We start from the raw sequence: 20,396 nt of genomic DNA on the forward strand, positions 1-20,396 counted from the left end.
CGATGAAGCAGCAGGGGGGAAGGGTGCGCACGGCCGTGCGTGCCTTGGGACTGGCCATTGCATTGGCATTGCCGGGTGCCGTGATGGCAGCCGTGCCAACCGCCGCGGCAGCGGCTGACATCGCCAGCGCACCAGGCATGAGCATGGTGACCTTCAACCTGCATCACGACCGCGAGGACTGGCCGAGCCGCCGCCGCACCATCCTGGCCGAGCTCAAGCGCCTGCAGCCGGATGCGGTTGCCCTGCAGGAGGTGATCCAGCGCCGCAACGTGCGCAACCAGGCGCAGTGGCTGGCCAGCCAACTCGGCTACAAGTACGTATTCGTGTCCACCGATCCGGTGGGTGCGCCGAAACGTTACGGCAATGCGCTGCTGACCCGGCGGCCGATCCTCGCCCAGGGTGAGCACCTGCTACAGCCGCTGGACGACTACCGGACGGTCGCCCATCTGCGCATCGATGTGGACGGCAAGGCGGTCAACGTCTATGCCACCCACTTCAACGAGCGCAGCGACGAAAATGGCCAGCGCATCCGTCGCACCCAGGTCGAGGACCTGCAGCGCTTCATCGCCAGCACCTCGGCCGGCGCACCGGTGGTGATCGCGGGCGACTTCAACGCGCTGGTCGATGCCAGTGACCTGAGCGAGCTGCGCAGCCATTACGGTGACAGCTACGGCAGCGTGCACGTCAACACCGACCTGGCCGGGGTCAGTACGCTGAACAGGCGCTACTACCCGGTGGCCTCGCGGATCGACCACATCTTCTTCCAGCAGGACGCGATGGTCGCACGTGAGGCCAAGCTCCTGTTCGACCAGCCCGATGACAGCGGTCGCTGGGCCTCGGACCATTATGGCGTGTGGACCCGCCTGCAATTCGCTCCGGCGCACTGATGTCCTGGTAGGTGCCACCCTTGGTTGGCACGGACGTGTCCGCGTTCGCTCCAACAACGGCGCCGACCAGGGTTGGCCTCTACCAGAGCGCTGCACGCGCCCGGCGCAAAAACAGAAACGGCGGGGATCATCGATCCCCGCCGTTTTTTCACGCGATCAAAGCGCGATCAGTTCGCCGGCGGCGTGCGCTTGGCGCCTTCTTCGTCTTCTTCGTCGGCCTTGGCTTCGGCCGCCTGGGCTGCCGCATCGGCGTGGCCATCGGCGACCGGATCGATCGACGGTGTCACCACTGCATCGGCGACCGGGGCAGCGGCTTCCACCGGTGCAGCTTCAACTGCCACCGGAGCGACCGGCTGTTCGGCCACCGGCGCGGTCTCGACGACCGGCTTGGCTTCAACCACCGGAGCAGCGTCAACGATCTCCGGCTTGGCTTCTACCACCGGAGCGGTTTCGGTAGCGGCCGGCTTGGCTTCAGCCACCGGTGCAGCCTCGACTGCCGCCGGCTTCGCTTCGATCGCCTGAGCGACTTCAGCCACCGGGGCTGCTTCCACCGCGACCGGCTTTGCTTCGACCGCCGGTGCGGCAACAGCCACCGGTTGCGCCGGGGTTGCTGCGTCGATGGCATCGAGCATGCTGGTCTGCACCGGCGAGGACACCGGCTCTGCCTTGGCTGCGGCTTCAACCGCCGCCGGCACTTCGGCGGTGATCGGTGCGGCAGTCTCGACCACGGCGCTGCTCACCACCGCCACCGGTGCGGCGACAGCAGCGGCGGCAGTACGGACCGGCTTCTCGGCTTCGACAGCAACCGGTTCGGCTTCGTCATCGAAATCGAATTCCGGCTGCGCACGGGTCGGCTGTGCGGCGGCGACCGGAGTGGCCGGGGCGGCACTGTCGACGTTCGGCTCGACGCCCTCGGCGTCATCACCCTCGTCACCCTCGTCCTGGTCATCGCCCAGGCCGTCACCACCGGCAGCGTTCTCGGCGCCACCGCGACGACGACGACGGCCGCCACGACGGCCGCGACGGCGGCGGGTTGCACCTTCGCCAGCCTGCTCGCCATGGGCGTCGGCTGCAGTCTCTTCACCGGCAACCGCAACCACCTCGGCCTCGCCGGCAGCGGTCTCGACCGGTACTGCGTCCACCGGAGCGGCGGCCACCGGGGCAACCGGGGCGACCGGTGCAGTGGCTTCCTGCGCGGTCACCACGTTGGCGGCGACGGCGTTGGCGGCCACAGCTGCTGCCGCGGTCACACCTTCAACCGGGGCTTCGGCGACGTTGCGCTGCGGCTTCTCGGCCGGCTTGTCACCATCCTGCTGCTGGCGCGGCTGCTTGGGCTGCTTCAGCTTCGGCTGGTTCTGGCCCTGGCCCTGCTGCTCGTTGCGCGGCTTGTTCTGCTGCTGCTGGCCATCCTTCTGCTGCGGCTCTTTCTGCCTGCCCTGCTGCGGCTGCTGCTGGGCATTGCCGTTGTTGCCGTTGCGGCCGTCCTTGTTGCGCTGCTCAGAACGGTCCTTGCGGTTGCCGCCATCCTTCTGCTGCTGCGCGTTGCCGTTGCCACCGTTGCCACGGTTTTCGTCGCGACGGTCCTTGCGATCCTTGTTGCGATCCTTGTTGCGGTCCTTGCGACCACCGTCCTGCTGCTGGCGCGGAGCCGGGGCGGCCGGAGCCGGCGCCGGTGCCGGCTCGCCACCGAACACGCGCTTGAGCCAACCGATCACGCCGCCGCTCGAAGCCGGCGCCACGGGCGCTGCCACGACCGGAGCCGGAGCGGCTGCAGCCGGAGCCGCTTCCTCGCGCACCGGGGCGGGAGAGGTGTGCTTGACCTGGGTCACTGCCGGCGGCGGGATGTTCAGCTGGCCCTTGGTCAGGGCGTGCACCGGCAGCTTGCGCGGGGTGCCGCGCTGGTAGCTGGGCTTGCTGCTCTCTTCACCGAGCTCGTTCTCACGCAGGCGGGTGACCGCATAGTGCGGGGTGTGCAGCTGCTCGTCGGCGACGATCACGATCGGCGCTTCGTGGCGCTGCTCGATCTCGCGCAGGGCGCTGCGCTTCTCGTTCAACAGGTAGTTGGCGATCTCCACCGGCGCCTGGACCAGCACCTGCCCGGTGTTCTCCTTCATCGCGTGCTCTTCGGCGACGCGGATGATCGACAGCGACAGCGACTCGACGCTGCGCATGCGGCCGTGGCCGTCGCAACGCGGGCAGACGATCTGGCTGGATTCGCCCAGGCTCGGGCGCAGGCGCTGGCGGCTCATTTCCAGCAGGCCGAAGCGCGAGATGCGGCCGACCTGCACGCGGGCACGGTCGTACTTCAGCGCGTTGGCCAGGCGATTCTCGACCTCGCGCTGGTGCTTGTTGGAGGCCATGTCGATGAAGTCGATCACCACCAGGCCGCCCAGGTCGCGCAGGCGCAGCTGGCGGGCCACTTCCTCGGCCGCTTCCAGGTTGGTCTGGAACGCGGTGTCCTCGATGTCGCTGCCCTTGGTGGCGCGCGAGGAGTTCACGTCGACTGCGGTCAGTGCTTCGGTCTGGTCGACCACGATCGAGCCACCCGACGGCAGGCGCACGTTGCGCTCGTAGGCACCTTCGATCTGCGACTCGATCTGGAAGCGGTTGAACAGCGGGATGTCGTCCTTGTAGTGCTTGAGCTTGCGCAGGGTCTGCGGCATCACCTGCTGCATGAACTCGCGGGCGTGCTCGTACATCTCCTCGGTGTCCACCAGGATCTCGCCGATGTCGGCGCGCAGGTAGTCACGCAGGGCGCGCACGATCAGGCGCGATTCCTGGTAGATCAGGAACGGTGCCGGCTTGCTCAGTGCGGCTTCGGCGATGGCGCGCCAGACGTTGAGCAGGTAGTCCAGGTCCCACTGCAGCTCTTCCGCATCGCGACCGACGCCGGCAGTACGGATGATCACTCCCATGTCGTCGGGAATGTTCAGCTTGTCCAGGGCCTCCTTCAGCGCGGCACGGTCTTCGCCCTCGATGCGGCGGGACACGCCGCCGGCGCTGGGCGAGTTCGGCATCAGCACCATGTAGCGGCCGGCCAGCGAGATGAACGTGGTCAGGGCGGCGCCCTTGTTGCCACGCTCTTCCTTGTCGACCTGGACAACGATCTCCTGGCCTTCCTTCAGCAGCTCGCGGATGCCGGCCTTGTTGTGGTCGACACCGGCCTGGAAGTAGTCGCGGGAGATTTCCTTCAGCGGCAGGAAGCCATGGCGGCCACCGCCGTACTCGACGAAGGCGGCTTCCAGCGAGGGCTCGATGCGGAAGATCCGGCCCTTGTAGATGTTGGACTTCTTCTGTTCCTTCGACGGCTGTTCGATGTCGATGTCATACAACGACTGGCCATCCACGATGGCAACACGCAGCTCTTCAGCCTGCGTGGCGTTGATCAGCATTCGCTTCATTGTTGCGTTCCTCGCAAGCGGCTACCGCGCGGAACGCCATGGGGTTTCGCCTCTGGACACGGCTCGCCGCCCATTCGCGCAAGCGCGGGGAGGGCGGCTTGGGTTTCCAGCGCTACGACACCACGGCAGGCCGCGGGAGCGCTTCACTCTTATGGGTTTTGGGTGTTGCAGGGCCGCAGGCAGCTGTCAGCCAGGCTGGAGCGCCACGCGGGACATGTTCAGCACGGTTGCGTGTCAGGCATCCGGCGATGGCCGGGAAGGCCGGTGAGCCGCTAACATGGCCGCCCCGCGGGCGGTGGTCGCGCACTGTGCCGGATTCGTCGGAAGCTGGGCTTCTGGCCCTGAGTAACTTCCAACGAAATCAATCCCTTATCTCGCCCCCCGAGTGTAACAGAATAAACAGCCTGATGACCGCCCAAGACCCGACCAAACCCGCTGGCGACAAGCCTTCCGTGCGCATGATCACCGTTCCCGCCGACCGCGCCGGCCAGCGCCTGGACAACTTCCTGCTCGGCCAGCTGAAGGGAGCCCCGCGCAGCCTGGTGTACAAGCTGGTGCGCAGCGGGCAGGTTCGGGTGAACGGCGGCCGCGCCAAGGCCGAGCGCAAGCTGGAGGCGGGCGATGAGGTGCGTGTGCCGCCGGTCCGTCTCAGCGAGGAAGGAGACAAGGCCGCCCCGCCAGAGGCGTTCATGCGGCGCCTGGAGCAGGCCATCGTCTTCGAGGACGCCCGGCTGCTGGCCCTGAACAAGCCCTCCGGCGTGGCCAGCCATGGCGGCAGCGGCATCAGCTTCGGTGCCATCGAGACCCTGCGCGCGTTGCGCCCGGGACAGACACTGGAGTTGGTCCATCGGCTGGATCGCGACACCTCGGGCCTGCTGATCGTGGCCAAGAAGCGTTCGGCGCTGAGCGAACTGCAGGCGCTGTTGCGTGAAGACCACGGCGCCGGCATCCGCAAGCGCTACCTGACCCTGCTGGCCGGCCGCATGCCGGACGGCGTGATGACCGTCGACGCGCCGCTGCACGTGGGCCTGCGCCAGGGCGGCGAGCGCCATGTACAGGTCAATGCCATCGGCAAGGAATCGATCAGTCACTTCCGGGTGCTGGAGCGCCGCGGCGGCCAGTCGTACTGCGAGGTGCGCATCGAAACCGGCCGCACCCATCAGATCCGCGTGCATGCCCAGCATCTGGGCCATCCGGTGGCCGGTGACGACAAATACGGCGATCCTGCGGTCAACAAGCGGCTTCGTGAGCAGATCGGGCTGAAGCGCCTGTTCCTGCACGCGGCCTCGCTGGAGTTTGCACTGGACGACGGCAAGAGCCCGTATGTGCTGAACGCGCCGCTGGCGGATGAGCTGGTCGAGGCGCTGGACCGCCTGCGCTGACGGCGGTTCGGCGCCGCCGGGTGCTCGGTCGGCGCCGTCGCTTCCCTACGGAGAGTGGGCTTGTCACTTTCTTTGCTCGTGCAAAGAAAGTAACCAAAGAAACACGCCGCCATCCGCGAGCAGGCGCCGCGCGCCGGTGCCCTGCGCTCCTCGGTCCGCCGAGGGACGGCGCGGAACGCGCTGCGCTCAGACACCCGCGCCTCTTCGCCCTCGCCGGACCTGCGGTGCTCGGCTCGCTACAAGGCGGACCCGGACATCCGCAGCGTAGGCCCATACCCGCCCGTGACCTCTCGATACTGTGGGACGTACCAGCCGCGAGGGGGCTCAGCCCGTCGGCCGCAAACCCCTCACCATTTGAACAGCACCAGGCTGATCGCCAGCGTGCCCATGCCCGCCACCAGCCCATAAACGGTCTCGTGACCCTTGGCATAGCGCTTGGCGGCCGGCAGCAGCTCATCCAGCGCCAGGAACACCATCACGCCGGCAATCAGCCCGAACACCCAGCCGAAGGTGGCGTGCGACAGCGACCCGGACAGCAACCAGTAGCCGAGCGCGGCGCCCACCGGCTCGGCCAGGCCCGACAGCAGGCTGGCGCTGAACGCATAGGCCTTGTTCTGGGTGGCGAAGTACACCGGCACCGCGATCGCGATGCCCTCGGGGATGTTGTGGATGGCAATCGCAAAGGCCAGTGGCATGCCCACCGACGGGCTTTCCAGCGTGGCGAAGAAGGTCGCCAGCCCTTCCGGGAAATTGTGCGCGGTGATCGCGACCGAGGTCAGCAGCGCGACCCGCTTCAGGTACTCGCGGCTGTTTTCGCGGAACGCGGGATCCTGCTTGTCCAGGCTGTCATGCGGGTTGGGAATGAAGTGGTCGATCAGCACGATCACGATCACGCCCAGCAGGAACGCCAGGGTGCCGTAGGTGAAGCCGGTGCGCTCGCCATGGGCCAGTGCGAACGAAGCAATGGACTTGTTGAGGATTTCCGACAGCGACACATAGACCATCGCGCCGCCGGCGAAGGCCAGGCCGAACGCCAGCAGGCGCGGGCTGGGGCGGCGCGAGAACAGCACCAGCAGGCTGCCGATCGCAGTGGCGAGGCCGGCCGCGAGGGTGACCGCCAGCGCAATCCAGATGTTTTCGGGGGGAATCTGCAGCATCTACCGACGCAGTCCTGGTCAACAGACAACCGCCCCGGACAGGGCCGGGGCGGCGAGGGCGAGGCGGGCGCCGGCTGGCCTCGTCGGGTGCGTGCGATCAGCCGCCGCGACGCAGGCGCTCTTCAATGGCGAAGCATTGGTCCGGCTTCGGCTGCGGCGGGTTGAAGCTGACCGGCACCTGGATGGTGGCCGGCACCGGCTGGCCATTGCGTGTCGCGGCCTTGAACTGCCAGCCCTGCACGGCGGTTTTGGCCAGTTCGTCCAGCTGCGGGTTGCCCGCGCCAGTCAGCAGGGCGACCTCGCTCGGCTTGCCGTCGGTGCCGATGGTCACCTTGAACGTACTGGTGCCGCCCACGCCCATGCAGGCCAGTTCAAGCGGGTACTGCGGCGGCGGCGTCTTCACCGCTGCGACTTCGGTCGGCGGTGGCGGCGGTGGTGCCGGCGGTTCGGACGAGCCGCAGCCGGCCAGGCCGGTCGCAGCGATCAGGGACAGGCTCAGCAAGCGTACGTTCATGGCAGTTGCTCCGTCAGGGCCGAAGTCTTTGCCGCGCAGATGAAGTCGTTCTCGCTCAGACCGCCCACGTCGTGGGTAGAAAAGCGCACGACCGCGCGGTCGTAGTGCACGCCCAGGTCCGGATGGTGGTCCTCGCGATGGGCAATCCAGGCCAGCGCGTTCACGAAGGCCATGGTGGCGTAGTAATCCTTGAAGCGGAAGGTGCGCGTCAGGGCCTGCCCGCCCTCGCTCAGTTCCCAGCCGGGAACCTGCGGCAGCAGTTCGGCCAGGCGGGCTTCGCCGAGCTTGTGGTCGCTGCCTTTGCGTGGCACGCAACGGGCCTGGGCCAGTGGAATCAGGTCGGCCATGGGAATCTCCACCTCGTGTTGACTGAACAATGCGCCGGACGGTGTATAAACCGAATGAGCGGCTGACGCTTACTTGGCTAGAATAGCCTGATGATCCAGATCTCCGACACTGCCCAGACCCATTTCCGCAAGCTGATCGAACGCGAGGGCGTGCCTGGCATGGGCGTGCGCCTGAGCGCGGTCGACCCCGGTACCCCGCGCGCCGACGCCCGGCTGGAATTCGCCGAACCCGCCGACCTGCTGGGCGACGAGTGGGCGGTGGACTGCGATGGCTTCACCCTCTATGTCGATGCCGGCAGCGTTGGCTGGCTCGACGGTGCCGAGATCGACATCGTCGCCGGCACCGCCGGTGCCCAGCAGCTGACCATCAAGGCGCCGCACATCAAGGGTGAAGCGCCCGGTGATGCGGCCTCGCTGGTCGAGCGCGTGCACTGGGTGGTGGAGAACGAAGTCAATCCGCAGCTGGCCTCGCATGGCGGCAAGGTGGCCGTGCAGGAAGTCTCGGCCGACGGCGTGGTGCTGCTGCGCTTCGGTGGTGGCTGCCAGGGCTGCGGCATGGCCGACGTGACGCTCAAGCAGGGCATCGAAAAGACCCTGATGGGCCGCGTGCCGGGCGTGACCGCCGTGCGCGACGCGACCGACCACGACAGCGGCCACGCGCCGTACATCCCGCGCGACAACGTCGCCTGATCGCTGACGCGTGCCTCTGACCCGGGCCGAGCAACTCATCGATCTGCTGCTGGCGCGCCAGCAGCCCCGCGCCGTCCTTGAGAAGACCACGCGCCTGCCTTATGGCTGGGCGTTGTGGCTGCGCTCGCTGGGGCCGCTGCCGCGGCCGTTGCATGCCAGCGAAGTGATTGCGGTATTGCTGCCGCGTCCGCGTCCGCTGCCCGGCCGGCCAGGCCAATCGCCGCAGTTGTCACCGTGTCAGGCGTTGCGCCGTCTGTTCTGGCAGGACTGGGACGCTGCGCCGCGCGACCAGCGCTGGATGCGCTGGACCTCGGCGCTGATCAGCGCACTGCTGCACCTGCTGTTCTTCATGCTCCTGCTGTGGGTGGCGGTGATCCGCACCACTGCGCCAGACGAAGAGGGCGCCGAGGGCGAGCGCGTGCAGGTGGAGTTCGTCGGCCGCGCGACCCAGGAAGGCGGGGGTGATCAGCCCGGCGCCGAAGTCGCTGCGGCCGCTGCGGCAGGTCGGGTTGCGACGGGGCAGCAGGCGGACGCCGCCACAGCTCCTGCCCCGCGTCCGGCGGCTGCCGAAGCCGCCGCATCTTCCCCTGCATCCGCGCCGACCGCCAGTGTTCCTCCTCCTCCGCCAGCCGAAGCCGAGCCGGCGCCGGTTGCCGCGCCGCCGCCTTCACCGGTCCAGGCCACCGAGGTGGCGCAGGCCAGCACGGATTTCGTGGTGCCGCCGGTCAGCGTGCCGCGAACCGAAGTCAGCGTCGTACCACGTGACAGCACGCCCGCTGTGCGCGAGCGCAGCGTGCAGCCGGTGCAGGCGCCGCCGACGCCAAGCCAGATGCGCAGCCCGGAACTGGCCGTGCGCACGCCGCAGGTGCGTGACATCCAGGTGCGCGAACGCGAAGTCAGCATCGTCGAAGCGCCCGTCGCGCCCAAACCGCTGCGCAGCCCTGAAATGCAGGTGCGCGTGCCACAGCAGGACGTGCAGGTGCGTGAACGTGAAGTGCAGGCCGTGGCCGATCCGCAGGTGCGGATGGCGGCGGTGGCCGGGCGTGAGCCCGCCGTACGCGCGCCCACCGGTCGTGATGTACAGGTGCGGGAGCGTGAAGTGGCCCCGGCACCGGCGGCGGCACCGGCATCCTCCAGTGGCAGTGCCTCCGTGACGCCTGCGGCTGCGGCGCAAGGCAGCGCGGCGCAGACGAGCAGCAGCACGCGTCCGTCGGCCTCCGGCAGCACACCGGCAAACGCCGGAGCGCGCCCGGCGCCCAATCCAGGCAACTGGGCCACGCCTGCCAAGGGCGACGACTGGGGTTCCTCCAGCCGTAACCGTGACGGTGCCAGCAGTGGCGCCCGCCAGGCCAGCAGTGCCGGCAAGGGCAATGGCCTGTTCAATGCCGATGGCAGCGTGCGCGTGCCAGGCCAGGACGGCGATGGCCATGCCGAGCGCGGTGCGCCCGGTGGCGCCAACGACGGCTGGAGCAAGGAGCGCATCGCGCAATCGGGCACATGGCTGAAACGTCCGCCGTACGACTACACGCCGACGTCGTTCGACAAGTACTGGGTGCCACAGGAATCGCTGCTGGCCGAATGGGTGCGCAAGGGCGTCAAGGCGATGGAGATTCCGTTGCCGGGCACCAACTCGAAGATCTCCTGCGTCATTTCGATCCTGCAGGCCGGTGGCGGCTGCGGCCTGACCAACCCCAACATGCAGGACCAGCCGGCCGTGGCACGACCACCGCCGGACATCCCGTTCAAGAAGGAACTGCAGGAAGACAACGGGAGCCGCTAGGACGGCGCATCCACGCATGGCGTGGATCTACTGTGCATCCAGCTGCGCCGGGTAGATCCACGCCATGCGTGGATGATCCATGGGGGGGCACGCCCATGCCGACCAAGGTCAGCCTCTATCAGGGCGTTGCCCTTACGCGCTCTGCGACAGGAACACCCAGAACGGGACGTCGCGGCCGACCCAATCGCGGCTGGCTTCATCCATCACGTCCAGCAGGGTGTCGAAGTCCCTCTGTGCGGCGGCGCGCAGCGCGTCCACATCGCACAGGAACAGCGCGTAGCCGTTGGCCGGCAGCCATTGCAGATCACGCAGGTTGTCCGACAGTGCATCCCAGTTGCCGCCGAAACCGGCCGGGAAATCCAGTTGCGCGGCGAGCCGGGCGAGGAGGGTGCGCTTGTCCGTCACGCCCTCCAGATCGATGCGGATCACCTTGAGGCTGGCATCGCGCATCGCTGCGGCCAGTGCGCCGATGTCATCGCTGTCGATGGCATAGACGCCGGCATTGTTGATGTCATGCAGGCCGAGGCCGAAATCATCGTGGCTCATCACTGCGCTCCCTGGGCCGGTACGGTGAAGCTGCGGAACGATTCGTAGTGGTCGTCGGTGTAGTACCACGCCTCCGGCGGATCGCCGCCGGTGACGATGCGGCGCGTGCCACGCGTGCGTGCACCGGGGGTGTCGACGGTGTACTCGCGGTAGTAGCCACGCGGACGTTGCGGCAGCTGCTGCTCGCGGTTGCCGAAGGTGGTGCCGTCCTGGCGGTGCGGGAATGGACCGCCTCGCTGGATCAGGGCAATGGTCTGGCGTGCTTCGGTGGGCAGGAACGCGGGCAGGCCGTTGTCCCGTCCGGGCGTGGCCGTGGCAGGGGCCCGTGCGGTCGGTGTTCCCTGCAGGTCCGGTGCGAACTGTGGCGCCGGCGGCCGCTGCAGGAAATGGTTGGCGACCAGGCCGAGCAGCAGCAGGGCGATGGCGGTGATCAGCAGCCGGGGGTTGCGCATGGGCAGGGGCGGGCGAGGGTGGTACACGCACTGTAGCGCCTGCGCGCTGCATGGCGCATGAGGAGGGCGCCGCGTCACTGCTGCGTAACAATTGCCGTCGTGCTCACTGGCAGGACGCAATTTCCTTTACATCCCCCTTGGTAATCTGCGGGTCTGTCCCCATCATTCACGGCGCACCGCCCGACATCGTCGGGTGCCCTCGCAATCAGGAGATGCATCATGGCCTACACCCTGCCCAAGCTGTCCTACGCCTACGACGCGCTGGAGCCGCATATCGATGCGGCGACGATGGAAATCCATCACACCAAGCATCACCAGACCTACATCAACAACGTCAACGCGGCGCTGGAAGGCACCGAATACGCTGACCTGCCGGTCGAAGAGCTGGTGAAGAAGCTCAAGTCGTTGCCGGAGAACCTGCAGGGTCCGGTGCGCAACAACGGTGGTGGCCATGCCAACCACTCGCTGTTCTGGACCGTGATGGCCCCGAACGCAGGTGGCAACCCGGTGGGTGACGTGGCCAAGGCCATCGACAAGGACCTGGGCGGTTTCGACAAGTTCAAGGATGCCTTCACCAAGGCGGCGCTGACCCGTTTCGGCAGCGGCTGGGCGTGGCTGAGCGTGACCCCGGACAAGAAGGTGGTGGTCGAGAGCACCGGCAACCAGGACAGCCCGCTGATGGAAGGCAACACCCCCATCCTCGGCCTGGACGTGTGGGAACACGCGTACTACCTGAAGTACCAGAACCGCCGCCCGGAATACATCGGCGCGTTCTTCAACGTCATCGACTGGAATGAAGTCGAGCGCCGTTACCAGGAAGCGATCGCCTGATCGCGGTGACGGGATGAGTGGAAAGGCCGGGGGAGACCCCGGCCTTTTCTGTTGCAGGATCCCGGCACGACCTATTCCGCCGTGGCCGTAGCGTCCTGCAGGCGCAGGGTTGCCAACACGCCCAGGCGCAGTCCGGGCAGGTCGCCGTCGGCGGGCAGCAGGATCGGCTGCTGGCGGATGCCGCCGAAGTGCTTGACCTGGAACAGCACGTCCAAGCCGTGGCCACTGGCGCCGCCGCCACTGGCCGCAGGCGGCTCGGGGCGGCCGCCGGGATTGCGCCGTGCCGGCTGGAAGCCGGGCGTGCTCCGCACCAGCTCCACCGTGCTGGCCGAAAAGTCGCCCGCGATCAGGCTGGGCATGCCTTCGGCGGTGGCGCCGATCCAGGTCATCAGGTCGCTGGTCTGGTGTTGGCGGGCAGTGGCCTCGTCCGGGTCCGGGCGCAGCCGCGCCACATAGATGTTGACCAGCGCCTCGCCCAGCTTCAGGCGCATCATGCCGGCCGCACTGAAGGTGCCGGGAGGATGCAGCAGGGTCACGCCGTCCTCGCTCACCGGCAGCCGGGTAAGCATGGCATTGCCATGGCGCAGTGGCTGGCTGGGTGGGTCGGCGGTGACGAAGTCGCAGCTGTAGCGCAGCCGGCTGGCCAGCCAGCAGGCCGGGTTGCGGCCTTGCTGCTGCAGCACCTGCTGCACCGAGATCACGTCCGGCTGCAGGTCAGTCAGCAGTTGTGCGACCTGCTCGCGGCGCTGCTTCCATTGCGCGTCATCGCGGCTGGGCAGCTCCAGCGCGGCGACCGTCAGCTGCCGAGGTTCGCTCTCACTGGCAACGGCGGCCGGCGCCTGTGGTCGTGCCTGCGCCTGCAATGCCAGCAACAGCGCAAGGCAGCTGAGCAGGAGGCGGGCGGGGGCGAGGGGGCACATAACGATAAGTTTACGCTTTTGTCGTGGAGGTGCCGTGACTTCCGGCAGGGCCTGCACTGCCTGCCATGGATTGGCACCGTTGTCATGCAGCCCTGCAGCGTGCTTCGCAGGTCCTGGTTCCGGTAACCTTGCGCCTTTCGCTTTGCAGGAATGCCTTACAGGATGAGCCACGACGCAGTCGCCCCCATCGCCGGCCAAGGAAAGATGCCGCGCCAGATTCCGTACATCATCGGCAATGAGGCCTGCGAACGGTTCAGTTTCTACGGGATGCGCAACATCCTGGTGCAGTTCCTGATCACCTCGCTGCTGCTGCAGGAAATCACTGCGGAAGGCCGTGCCGGTGAAGCCAAGGACATCATGCACAGCTTCATGATCGGCGTGTATTTCTTCCCGCTGCTCGGTGGCTGGCTGGCCGACAGGTTCTTCGGCAAATACCACACCATCCTCTGGTTCAGCCTGGTCTACTGCGCCGGCCACCTGTGCCTGGCGCTGTTCGAGAACAGCCGCGAGGGCTTCTTCCTCGGCCTGGGCCTGATCGCGCTGGGTGCCGGTGGCATCAAGCCGCTGGTGGCCTCGTTCATGGGCGACCAGTTCGACCAGAGCAACAAGCACCTGGCCAAGATCGTCTTCGACGCCTTCTACTGGATCATCAACTTCGGCTCGCTGTTCGCCTCGCTGCTGATCCCGCTGGCACTGAAGAACTGGGGTCCGCAGTGGGCGTTCGGTATCCCGGGCATCCTGATGTTCATTGCTACCTTCGTGTTCTGGCTGGGCCGCAAGCGCTACGTGCTGGTGCCGCTGCCGCCGAAGGATCCGCATTCATTCGCCAACGTGGTGCGTACCGCGCTGACCACGCGCGTGGCCGGCCAGGGCCGTCCGGGCCTGGTGATCGCCGTGCTCGGCCTGGCGCTGGCGGCGGCCTCGTTCGGCCTGGTCGGCTCGCTGGGCATCGTGATCTGCCTGTGCCTGGCGCTGGTGGCCATCCTCGCCGGCATCGGTGGCGGTACCTGGTTGCAGCTGGACCGCGCCCGTGGCCAGCATCCGGCCGAAGCCGTGGAAGGCGTGCGCTCGGTGCTGCGCGTGCTGGTGATCTTCGCGCTGACCACGCCGTTCTTCTCGCTGTTCGACCAGAAGGCCTCGACCTGGGTCCTGCAGGGCCAGCAGATGCAGATGCCGAGCTGGTTCACCGCCTCGCAGATGCAGGCGCTGAACCCGCTGCTGGTGATGATCCTGATTCCGTTCAACAACCTGGTGCTGTACCCGGCCCTGCGCCGCTTCGGCTTTGAGCCGACCGCGCTGCGCCGCATGACCGCCGGCATCGCCTTCAGCGGCCTGGCCTGGATCGTGGTCGGCGGCATCCAGGTGGTGATGGACGGCGGCAACGCCATGTCGATCTTCTGGCAGATGCTGCCGTATGCGCTGCTGACCTTCGGTGAGGTGCTGGTCTCGGCCACCGGCCTGGAGTTCGCCTACAGCCAGGCGCCGCAGGCGATGAAGGGCGTGGTGATGAGCTTCTGGAACCTGACCACCACCATCGGCAACCTGTGGGTGCTGCTGTCGAACGCTGCCGTGCGCAACGATGCCGTGACCCACAGGATTGCCAGTACGGGCCTGAGCGAAGCGGCGTTCCTGATGTTCTTCTTCGCCGGTTTCGCCTTCGTCGCGGCGTTGGCCTTCGGTTGGTACGCGAAACGCTATCGTATGGTCGATAACTACCGTAGCGCCTGAGCCTGACATGACCCCTGTCAATCTGCTGTTGATCGCCATCACCGCCATCCTGTCGTGGATGGCGTTCAACAACCGCAAGCTGGCCGATCGCCTGATCCTGTGGCCGCCGGCCGTCGACCGCCATCGCCAGTACGACCGGCTGGTGACCTATGGCTTCATCCACGCCGACTGGTCGCACCTGATCTTCAACATGATCACCCTGTTCTTCTTCGGGGGATTCATCGAGAGTGTGATGGTGCAGCTGACCGGCAGCTACCTGACCTACCCGGCGTTCTACATCGGCGCGCTGCTGGTCTCGATCCTGCCCAGCTACCTGAAGAACCAGAAGAATCCGAACTACCTCAGCCTCGGGGCATCCGGTGCGGTGTCGGCGGTGCTGTTCGCCTTCATCCTGATCAAGCCGTGGTCGATCATCCTGGTGTTCTTCATCCCGGCACCGGCGATCATCTATGCCGCGTTCTACGTCGGCTACAGCATCTGGATGGACAAGCGCGGCGGCGACCGCATCAACCACAGCGCGCACCTGGCAGGTGCGGCGTTCGGCGTGATTTTCATGCTGGCCATGCAGCCGAGCATCTTCAACCACTTCCTGCGCGAACTCTCCAACCCGACCTTCCGCCTGGGCGGCTGAAGCGTGCCGGGGTCGGATCCTGTGGATCCGGCCCCGGCGTATCCGGTTTCAGGCCTGGGTCGTGTGGCCGTAGGTATCCAGCAGGCGGGCGAACACTTCCTCGCCGATGCGCTGGAAATCCTGATCCTCGGTCTGCCCTTCCACCGCCAGTTGCAGCAGGCCCTCCAGCAGGGCGCGGTCGGTATCGGAATGGGAATTGCTGGCGTGCATGGGAGCCTCCACGGTGGTGCGCATGGTCAACGGTCGCAAGGGTCGTGCCAGCCTGGCCGTACCCCTCCATAGGCGATAGCGGCCGGCCCGCCTCCAGCTTGAGGGCGAAAACTGACGTGAATGGACTGGACTTGCCCCTGTTCAGGCTTCACGCGATCATGGCGCCCGGCTGCGCACCATCCACGCAGTCGCCGCAGGAGACAGTTCCATGGCTTCGGTCACGCCCCCCGGTCTGGCCTACGAGGTCGAACACGACCTGGCCAACCACCGCTTCACCGCCCGTGTGCGAGGACAGCTGGCGGTGCTGGACTACCAGATCAAGCGCAAGCGCATGGTGATCACCCACACCGAGGTGCCCGAGCCGATCGCCGGCCGTGGCATCGCCGGTGAGCTGACCCGCGTGGCACTGCGTTTCGCCCGCGAGCAGAAGTACAAGGTGGTGCCGGCATGTTCCTACGCCGAGGCTTTCCTGCAGCGGCACGAGGAGTACCACGACCTGCTCGTTGGCTGAGTGCCAGCGGGCCACGCTTCAGCCATGGCAGGCGATGATGTACAAACATGAACAGGGGATCCCGATGAAGATTGGAAACAACCGGCCATTGCACGGCAGCGTGCTGGCCGGCGTGGTGGGCGTGCTGTTGCTGGCCGGTTGCCAGCGTGAAAGCGAGCCGGCACCGGCGACCGACGCGGCGCCCGCCGCCGAAGCCACCGCCGCCGGCGAGACGCCGGCCACGGAAGCGCCGCTGGACCTGCGCGACGTGATCGAAAACAACGAGCGTGAGGTGGTGGGCATCAGCTACCCGGCGGGTATCGACCGCTACCCCGGCCTGGCGCGCGCGCTGCAGGACTATGCCACCAGCGCACGCAGCGACCTGCAGCAGGCGCTGGACGGGCTGGGCAACGACAAGCCGACCATGCCCTACGAGCTGTCGTTGAGCTTCGAGAAGCTGCTGGAAACGCCGCAGCTGGTGGTGGTCAGTGCTGATGGCAGCCGCTATACCGGCGGCGCCCATGGCGAACCGCTGGTGGCGCGCTTCGTGTGGCTGCCGCAGCAGCAGCAGATGCTCAGCGCCGACAAGCTGGTGGCCGATGCCAAGGGCTGGAAGGTGATCAGTGAGTTCGTCGCCGACCAGCTGCGCGAACGCGTGGCCACCCGCCTCAGCGGCGAGGACATGGACCCGGCCCAGCTGCAGGAAGCGCTGCGCAACGCATCGCGCATGATCGCCGACGGTACTGGCCCGCAGGCCGACAATTTCAGCCAGTTCCAGCCACTGACCGACGACAAGGGGCAGATCACCGCGCTGCGCTTTGTTTTCCCTCCGTACCAGGTGGGTCCATACTCGGACGGCACCCAGACCGCCGATGTACCGGCGGCGGTGCTGTTGCCGCACGTGGCCAAGGACTACGTGGAGCTGTTCGCACGCGGTTGACCGCAGTCGAGGAGGTGACGTGGATACAGGGTTGCAGGAGCGGGTCGCCGGCCTGCTCCACGAAGCCGGGGTCCGCATCGGCGGTACCCAGCCACAGGACATCCAGGTGCATGACCCGCGCTTCTTCGCGCGGGTCATGGGCCAAGGCTCGCTCGGCCTGGGCGAGAGCTACATGGAAGGGTGGTGGGATGCGAACGTTCTGGATGAATTCCTCGCCCACCTGATGCAGGCGCACCTGGATGAACGGGTGCACGGCTGGCGCGAAGTGGCCGATGCGCTGAAGGCGCGCCTGTTCAACCTGCAGGCGGGGCAGGGCAGCTACGAGGTCGGGCGCCGTCATTACGACCTGGGCAACGATCTCTACCAGGCCATGCTGGGCCAGCGCCTGGTCTACAGCTGCGGCTATTGGCGCAACGCCGATGATCTCGACGCCGCACAGGAAGCCAAGCTCGACCTGGTCTGCCGAAAGCTGGGCCTGCGCCCGGGCCAGCGCGTGCTGGACATTGGCTGCGGTTGGGGCGAAGCGCTGAAGTTCGCCGCTGAGCGCTACGGTGTGAGTGGCGTCGGCGTGACGATTTCGCAGGAGCAGGCCGAGTTCGCGCGGAACCTGTGCGCGGGCCTGCCGATCGAGATCCGATTGCAGGACTACCGCGAGCTGGACGAACCGTTCGATGCGATTTTCTCGATCGGCATGTTCGAGCACGTCGGTGACAAGAACTACGCGGGCTTCTTCGAGGTGGCCAAGCGTTGCCTGTCGCCGCGCGGCCTGCTGCTGTTGCACACCATCGGCACCAACATCTCCCGGCATCGCACCGATCCGTGGATCGCGCGCTACATCTTTCCCAACTCGATGCTGCCGTCGGCGGCGCAGATCACCCGGGCGTTCGAAGGCCGTTTCGTGCTGGAAGACTGGCACAACTTCGGCACCGACTACGACCTGACCCTGCAGGCATGGCGGCGCAACGTGGAAGCAGCGTGGCCACGGCTGGATGCGCGCTATGACGAGCACTTCCGCCGCATGTGGCGCTTCTACCTGGCCGGGTCGATGGCCACCTTCCGCTGCCGGCACGCGCAGCTGTGGCAGCTGGTGCTATCGCCGGAAGGCGTGCCGGGCGGATACGTGGCGCCACGATGAAGCCAGCGCGGGGTCGGAGAACCCGGGGTCAGATCCCTTTTCACAGAAAAGGGCTCTGACCCCAACCACAACAAAAAAACCGCCCGGTCTCCCGGGCGGCTTTCGTTTCACGCTAGCGCGCAGGCGATCAGTTGCCGGCGCCGGTCAGGCCACGCTTTTCCAGCAGCGGTTCGATCTGCGGCTCGTGGCCGGCGAAATCGCGGAACAGCTGCATCGCGTCGACGCTGCCGCCCTTGGACAGCAGGGTGGCGCGGAAGTGGTCGCCGTTCTTGCGGCTCAGGCCGCCATTGTCCTTGAACCACTTCTGGGTGTTGGCGTCGAGCACTTCCGACCAGATGTAGGCGTAGTAGCCGGCCGAATAGCCGCCCATGATGTGGCTGAAGTACGGGGTCTTGTAACGCGGCGGAACCGGCGCGTAGTAGATGCCGTCCTTCTCCAGCGCGGCGCGCTCGAAGGCCATCACGTCCTTGGCCGCCGGCACCTGGTCGGCGCCGATCTGGTGCCAGCGCTGGTCAAGCATGGCCGCACCCAGGTACTCGGTGGTGGCGAAGCCCTGATTGAACTTGGCCGCCGCCAGCACCTTGTCCAGCAGCGCCTGCGGCATCGCCGAACCGTTCTGGTAGTGCTTGGCGTAGTTCTTCAGGATGACCGGGTTGTCAGCCCACATCTCGTTGACCTGCGAGGGGAACTCGACGAAGTCACGCGGCACCGAGGTACCCGAGAAGTACGGGTACTTCACGTTGGAGAACATGCCGTGCAGGGCGTGGCCGAACTCGTGGAAGGTGGTGTTCACCTCATCCCAGGTCAGCAGGGTCGGCTGGCCGGCCGGCGGCTTCGGGATGTTCAGGTGGTTGGCGACCACCGGCTTGAAGCCGGTCAGCTTGGACTGCGAGACGTAGGAGTTCATCCATGCGCCACCGCGCTTGGAGGCGCGTGCATACGGGTCGAAGATGAAGATCGCCAGCTGGCTGCCGTCGGCATCGAACACGTCGTAGACGGTGACGTCATCGTGATAGACCGGCAGGTCGGTGCGCTGCTTGAAGGTCAGGCCGAATTCCAGGTTGGCGGCATGGAACACGCCGTTCTCCAGCACGTTCTTCATTTCGAAGTACGGCTTCAGCTGCGACTCGTCGAAGTTGTACTTGGCCTGGCGCACCTTCTCGCTGTAGAAGGCCCAGTCCCACGGTTCCAGCTTGAACGTCGGCTTGCCGGCCGCCTTCTGTTCCTGGTCGATCATCGCCTGCAGGTCGGCAGCTTCGCGCTTGGCGTTGGCCACGGCGGCCGGAGCCAGCTTGCCCAGCATCGCGTTGACCGCTTCCGGCGTCTTGGCGGTCTGGTTGGTCAGGTTGTAGGCGGCGAAGTTCGGGAAGCCCATCAGCTTGGCCTTGTCGGCACGCAGCTGCATGATGCGCGAAACCAGCGCGGTGTTGTCGAACTCACCGCCGCGGCTGCCGCGGCTGACCGACGCTTCGTAGATCTTCTGGCGCAGGGCGCGGTTGGCCAGGTTGGTCAGCGGCGGCTGGCCGGTGGTGTTGAGCAGGGTGATCACGTACTTGCCGTCCTGTCCGCGGGCCTTGGCAGCTTCGGCGGCGGCGGCGATCTGCTCCTTGGACAGGCCGTCCAGCTCCTTGACGTCGTCGACGGTGATCGCCGAAGCGTTCACTTCCGACTGCACGTTCTGGCTGAACCTGGTCCCCAGGTTGGCCAGCTCGGCGTTCATCTCCTTCAGCTTGGCCTTGTCGGCGTCGGACAGCTTGGCGCCTGCGCGCACGTAGTTGTCGTAGTACTTCTCGACCAGGCGCACGCCTTCGGCGTCCAGGCCCAGCTGGCCGCGGGTGTCGTACAGCGCCTGGATGCGGGCGAACAGCTTGCCGTTCAGCGCGATCGCATCGCTGTGCGCGGCGAACTTCGCCGAGTAGTCGGCCTGCAGCTTCTTGCGGGTGTCATTGGTATCGGCGCCGACCAGGCTGAAGAACACGGTGGTCGCGCGGTCGAGGATGTCACCGCTCTTTTCCAGGGCGATGATGGTGTTGTCGAAGGTCGGCTTGGCCTTGTTGTTGGCGATCGCTTCCACTTCCTTCAGCTGCTGCGCCATGCCGGCGTCGAAGGCCGGGGCGAAGTCGCTGTCCTTGATCCTGTCGAACTGCGGATAATGCAGGGGCAGCGGGCTTTCGGCGAAGAACGGATTGGCCTGCTGGGCATGGGTGCTGGCAGCCGGGGTGGCGGCGCCGGCCGAGAAGGCGGGCAGGGCAAGGCCGAGGGACATGGCCACGGCAAGGGCAAGGCGGGTGGTCAAGGCAGGAACTCCGGTAAGGCAAACAAGGGCCCGAGGGTAACCCGGCCGGCGGCGCCCGC

Annotated in this window: 19 protein-coding genes; 10 read left to right on the forward strand and 9 right to left on the reverse strand. The window is 66.8% G+C overall.

Annotated features, from left to right (window positions below):
• Window positions 1–2: 2 nt before the first annotated feature.
• Window positions 3–887 carry an endonuclease/exonuclease/phosphatase family protein gene (locus RCF13_RS04305; RefSeq protein ID WP_134968722.1) on the forward strand — a complete coding sequence of 295 codons (885 nt, stop codon included), beginning with the start codon at window positions 3–5 and terminating at the stop codon, window positions 885–887.
• 167 nt (window positions 888–1,054) lie between these two features.
• Here the strand turns inward: RCF13_RS04305 and RCF13_RS04310 are convergent, their stop codons facing one another.
• Entirely contained in the window at window positions 1,055–4,288 is a 3,234-nt protein-coding gene (locus RCF13_RS04310) for an Rne/Rng family ribonuclease (RefSeq protein ID WP_231352204.1), read from the reverse strand.
• A gap of 407 nt (window positions 4,289–4,695) precedes the next feature.
• Between RCF13_RS04310 and RCF13_RS04315 the strand changes: the two genes are divergently transcribed.
• Window positions 4,696–5,670: an RluA family pseudouridine synthase gene (locus tag RCF13_RS04315; protein ID WP_061478005.1), complete on the forward strand. Its 975-nt coding sequence runs from the start codon at window positions 4,696–4,698 to the stop codon at window positions 5,668–5,670.
• Window positions 5,671–6,017: 347 nt separating this feature from the next.
• On the opposite strand, the gene zupT is transcribed toward RCF13_RS04315, so the two are convergent.
• From zupT to RCF13_RS04330, 3 genes are all read right to left on the reverse strand, one after another.
• A complete protein-coding gene (gene zupT / locus RCF13_RS04320; RefSeq protein ID WP_049417245.1) occupies window positions 6,018–6,827 on the reverse strand; it encodes a zinc transporter ZupT in 810 nt (269 codons plus the stop codon).
• Window positions 6,828–6,924: 97 nt separating this feature from the next.
• Window positions 6,925–7,341, reverse strand: coding sequence for an energy transducer TonB (locus RCF13_RS04325; RefSeq protein WP_005417613.1), 417 nt, complete (start codon window positions 7,339–7,341; stop codon window positions 6,925–6,927).
• The gene (locus tag RCF13_RS04330) at window positions 7,338–7,688 is read right to left on the reverse strand and encodes a 4a-hydroxytetrahydrobiopterin dehydratase (RefSeq protein WP_021203009.1); all 351 of its coding nucleotides are present in this window, start codon (window positions 7,686–7,688) and stop codon (window positions 7,338–7,340) included. The genes RCF13_RS04325 and RCF13_RS04330 overlap by 4 nt, the downstream gene beginning before the upstream one ends.
• A 90-nt stretch (window positions 7,689–7,778) precedes the next feature.
• Between RCF13_RS04330 and RCF13_RS04335 the strand changes: the two genes are divergently transcribed.
• Window positions 7,779–8,378, forward strand: coding sequence for an NfuA family Fe-S biogenesis protein (locus RCF13_RS04335; protein ID WP_308140899.1), 600 nt, complete (start codon window positions 7,779–7,781; stop codon window positions 8,376–8,378).
• A 10-nt stretch (window positions 8,379–8,388) separates the two neighbouring features.
• Window positions 8,389–10,158: a hypothetical protein gene (locus RCF13_RS04340; RefSeq protein WP_308140900.1), complete on the forward strand. Its 1,770-nt coding sequence runs from the start codon at window positions 8,389–8,391 to the stop codon at window positions 10,156–10,158.
• Window positions 10,159–10,290: 132 nt separating this feature from the next.
• Here RCF13_RS04340 and RCF13_RS04345 read toward each other — a convergent pair whose 3' ends face one another.
• Window positions 10,291–10,704 carry a barstar family protein gene (locus tag RCF13_RS04345; protein WP_061478001.1) on the reverse strand — a complete coding sequence of 138 codons (414 nt, stop codon included), beginning with the start codon at window positions 10,702–10,704 and terminating at the stop codon, window positions 10,291–10,293.
• Window positions 10,704–11,156: a ribonuclease domain-containing protein gene (locus RCF13_RS04350; protein WP_061478000.1), complete on the reverse strand. Its 453-nt coding sequence runs from the start codon at window positions 11,154–11,156 to the stop codon at window positions 10,704–10,706. Before RCF13_RS04350 ends, RCF13_RS04345 begins: the two co-directional genes overlap by 1 nt.
• A gap of 219 nt (window positions 11,157–11,375) precedes the next feature.
• Here RCF13_RS04350 and RCF13_RS04355 point away from each other — a divergent pair, with 219 nt between their 5' ends.
• On the forward strand, window positions 11,376–11,987 hold the full coding sequence (locus RCF13_RS04355; RefSeq protein WP_005410310.1) for a superoxide dismutase: 612 nt from the start codon (window positions 11,376–11,378) through the stop codon (window positions 11,985–11,987).
• A gap of 71 nt (window positions 11,988–12,058) precedes the next feature.
• Here the strand turns inward: RCF13_RS04355 and RCF13_RS04360 are convergent, their stop codons facing one another.
• Entirely contained in the window at window positions 12,059–12,907 is an 849-nt protein-coding gene (locus RCF13_RS04360; RefSeq protein WP_061477999.1) for an endonuclease/exonuclease/phosphatase family protein, read from the reverse strand.
• Between the two features lie 162 nt (window positions 12,908–13,069).
• Here RCF13_RS04360 and RCF13_RS04365 point away from each other — a divergent pair, with 162 nt between their 5' ends.
• Window positions 13,070–14,635 carry an oligopeptide:H+ symporter gene (locus tag RCF13_RS04365; RefSeq protein WP_061477998.1) on the forward strand — a complete coding sequence of 522 codons (1,566 nt, stop codon included), beginning with the start codon at window positions 13,070–13,072 and terminating at the stop codon, window positions 14,633–14,635.
• Between the two features lie 7 nt (window positions 14,636–14,642).
• Window positions 14,643–15,266, forward strand: coding sequence for a rhomboid family intramembrane serine protease (locus RCF13_RS04370; protein WP_005417591.1), 624 nt, complete (start codon window positions 14,643–14,645; stop codon window positions 15,264–15,266).
• 48 nt (window positions 15,267–15,314) lie between these two features.
• On the opposite strand, the gene RCF13_RS04375 is transcribed toward RCF13_RS04370, so the two are convergent.
• Window positions 15,315–15,476 carry a hypothetical protein gene (locus tag RCF13_RS04375; protein WP_180883853.1) on the reverse strand — a complete coding sequence of 54 codons (162 nt, stop codon included), beginning with the start codon at window positions 15,474–15,476 and terminating at the stop codon, window positions 15,315–15,317.
• 208 nt (window positions 15,477–15,684) lie between these two features.
• Here RCF13_RS04375 and RCF13_RS04380 point away from each other — a divergent pair, with 208 nt between their 5' ends.
• From RCF13_RS04380 to cfa, 3 genes are read left to right on the forward strand one after another with little or no spacing between them, the layout of a single operon-like run.
• Window positions 15,685–15,987 (forward strand): GNAT family N-acetyltransferase, encoded by a 303-nt coding sequence (locus tag RCF13_RS04380; protein WP_005417588.1) that lies wholly within the window; start codon window positions 15,685–15,687, stop codon window positions 15,985–15,987.
• A gap of 37 nt (window positions 15,988–16,024) precedes the next feature.
• Window positions 16,025–16,906, forward strand: coding sequence for a DUF3298 and DUF4163 domain-containing protein (locus tag RCF13_RS04385; protein WP_061477997.1), 882 nt, complete (start codon window positions 16,025–16,027; stop codon window positions 16,904–16,906).
• A gap of 19 nt (window positions 16,907–16,925) precedes the next feature.
• Window positions 16,926–18,041, forward strand: coding sequence for a cyclopropane fatty acyl phospholipid synthase (gene cfa, locus RCF13_RS04390; RefSeq protein ID WP_061477996.1), 1,116 nt, complete (start codon window positions 16,926–16,928; stop codon window positions 18,039–18,041).
• 127 nt (window positions 18,042–18,168) lie between these two features.
• On the opposite strand, the gene RCF13_RS04395 is transcribed toward cfa, so the two are convergent.
• Complete coding sequence (locus RCF13_RS04395; protein ID WP_134969188.1) at window positions 18,169–20,337, reverse strand: M3 family metallopeptidase; 2,169 nt, start codon at window positions 20,335–20,337, stop codon at window positions 18,169–18,171.
• Between the last annotated feature and the right edge of the window lie 59 nt (window positions 20,338–20,396).

This window comes from Stenotrophomonas maltophilia group sp. RNC7 (assembly GCF_030910085.1).
GTDB lineage: Bacteria > Pseudomonadota > Gammaproteobacteria > Xanthomonadales > Xanthomonadaceae > Stenotrophomonas > Stenotrophomonas sepilia.

Coding starts and splice junctions, on each gene's coding strand:
- RCF13_RS04305 (WP_134968722.1), top strand. CDS start 3: ATGAAGCAGCAGGGGGGAAGGGTGCGCACGGCCGTGCGTGCCTTGGGA.
- RCF13_RS04310 (WP_231352204.1), bottom strand. CDS start 4,288: ATGAAGCGAATGCTGATCAACGCCACGCAGGCTGAAGAGCTGCGTGTT.
- RCF13_RS04315 (WP_061478005.1), top strand. CDS start 4,696: ATGACCGCCCAAGACCCGACCAAACCCGCTGGCGACAAGCCTTCCGTG.
- zupT (WP_049417245.1), bottom strand. CDS start 6,827: ATGCTGCAGATTCCCCCCGAAAACATCTGGATTGCGCTGGCGGTCACC.
- RCF13_RS04325 (WP_005417613.1), bottom strand. CDS start 7,341: ATGAACGTACGCTTGCTGAGCCTGTCCCTGATCGCTGCGACCGGCCTG.
- RCF13_RS04330 (WP_021203009.1), bottom strand. CDS start 7,688: ATGGCCGACCTGATTCCACTGGCCCAGGCCCGTTGCGTGCCACGCAAA.
- RCF13_RS04335 (WP_308140899.1), top strand. CDS start 7,779: ATGATCCAGATCTCCGACACTGCCCAGACCCATTTCCGCAAGCTGATC.
- RCF13_RS04345 (WP_061478001.1), bottom strand. CDS start 10,704: ATGAGCCACGATGATTTCGGCCTCGGCCTGCATGACATCAACAATGCC.
- RCF13_RS04350 (WP_061478000.1), bottom strand. CDS start 11,156: ATGCGCAACCCCCGGCTGCTGATCACCGCCATCGCCCTGCTGCTGCTC.
- RCF13_RS04355 (WP_005410310.1), top strand. CDS start 11,376: ATGGCCTACACCCTGCCCAAGCTGTCCTACGCCTACGACGCGCTGGAG.
- RCF13_RS04360 (WP_061477999.1), bottom strand. CDS start 12,907: ATGTGCCCCCTCGCCCCCGCCCGCCTCCTGCTCAGCTGCCTTGCGCTG.
- RCF13_RS04365 (WP_061477998.1), top strand. CDS start 13,070: ATGAGCCACGACGCAGTCGCCCCCATCGCCGGCCAAGGAAAGATGCCG.
- RCF13_RS04370 (WP_005417591.1), top strand. CDS start 14,643: ATGACCCCTGTCAATCTGCTGTTGATCGCCATCACCGCCATCCTGTCG.
- RCF13_RS04375 (WP_180883853.1), bottom strand. CDS start 15,476: ATGCACGCCAGCAATTCCCATTCCGATACCGACCGCGCCCTGCTGGAG.
- RCF13_RS04380 (WP_005417588.1), top strand. CDS start 15,685: ATGGCTTCGGTCACGCCCCCCGGTCTGGCCTACGAGGTCGAACACGAC.
- RCF13_RS04385 (WP_061477997.1), top strand. CDS start 16,025: ATGTACAAACATGAACAGGGGATCCCGATGAAGATTGGAAACAACCGG.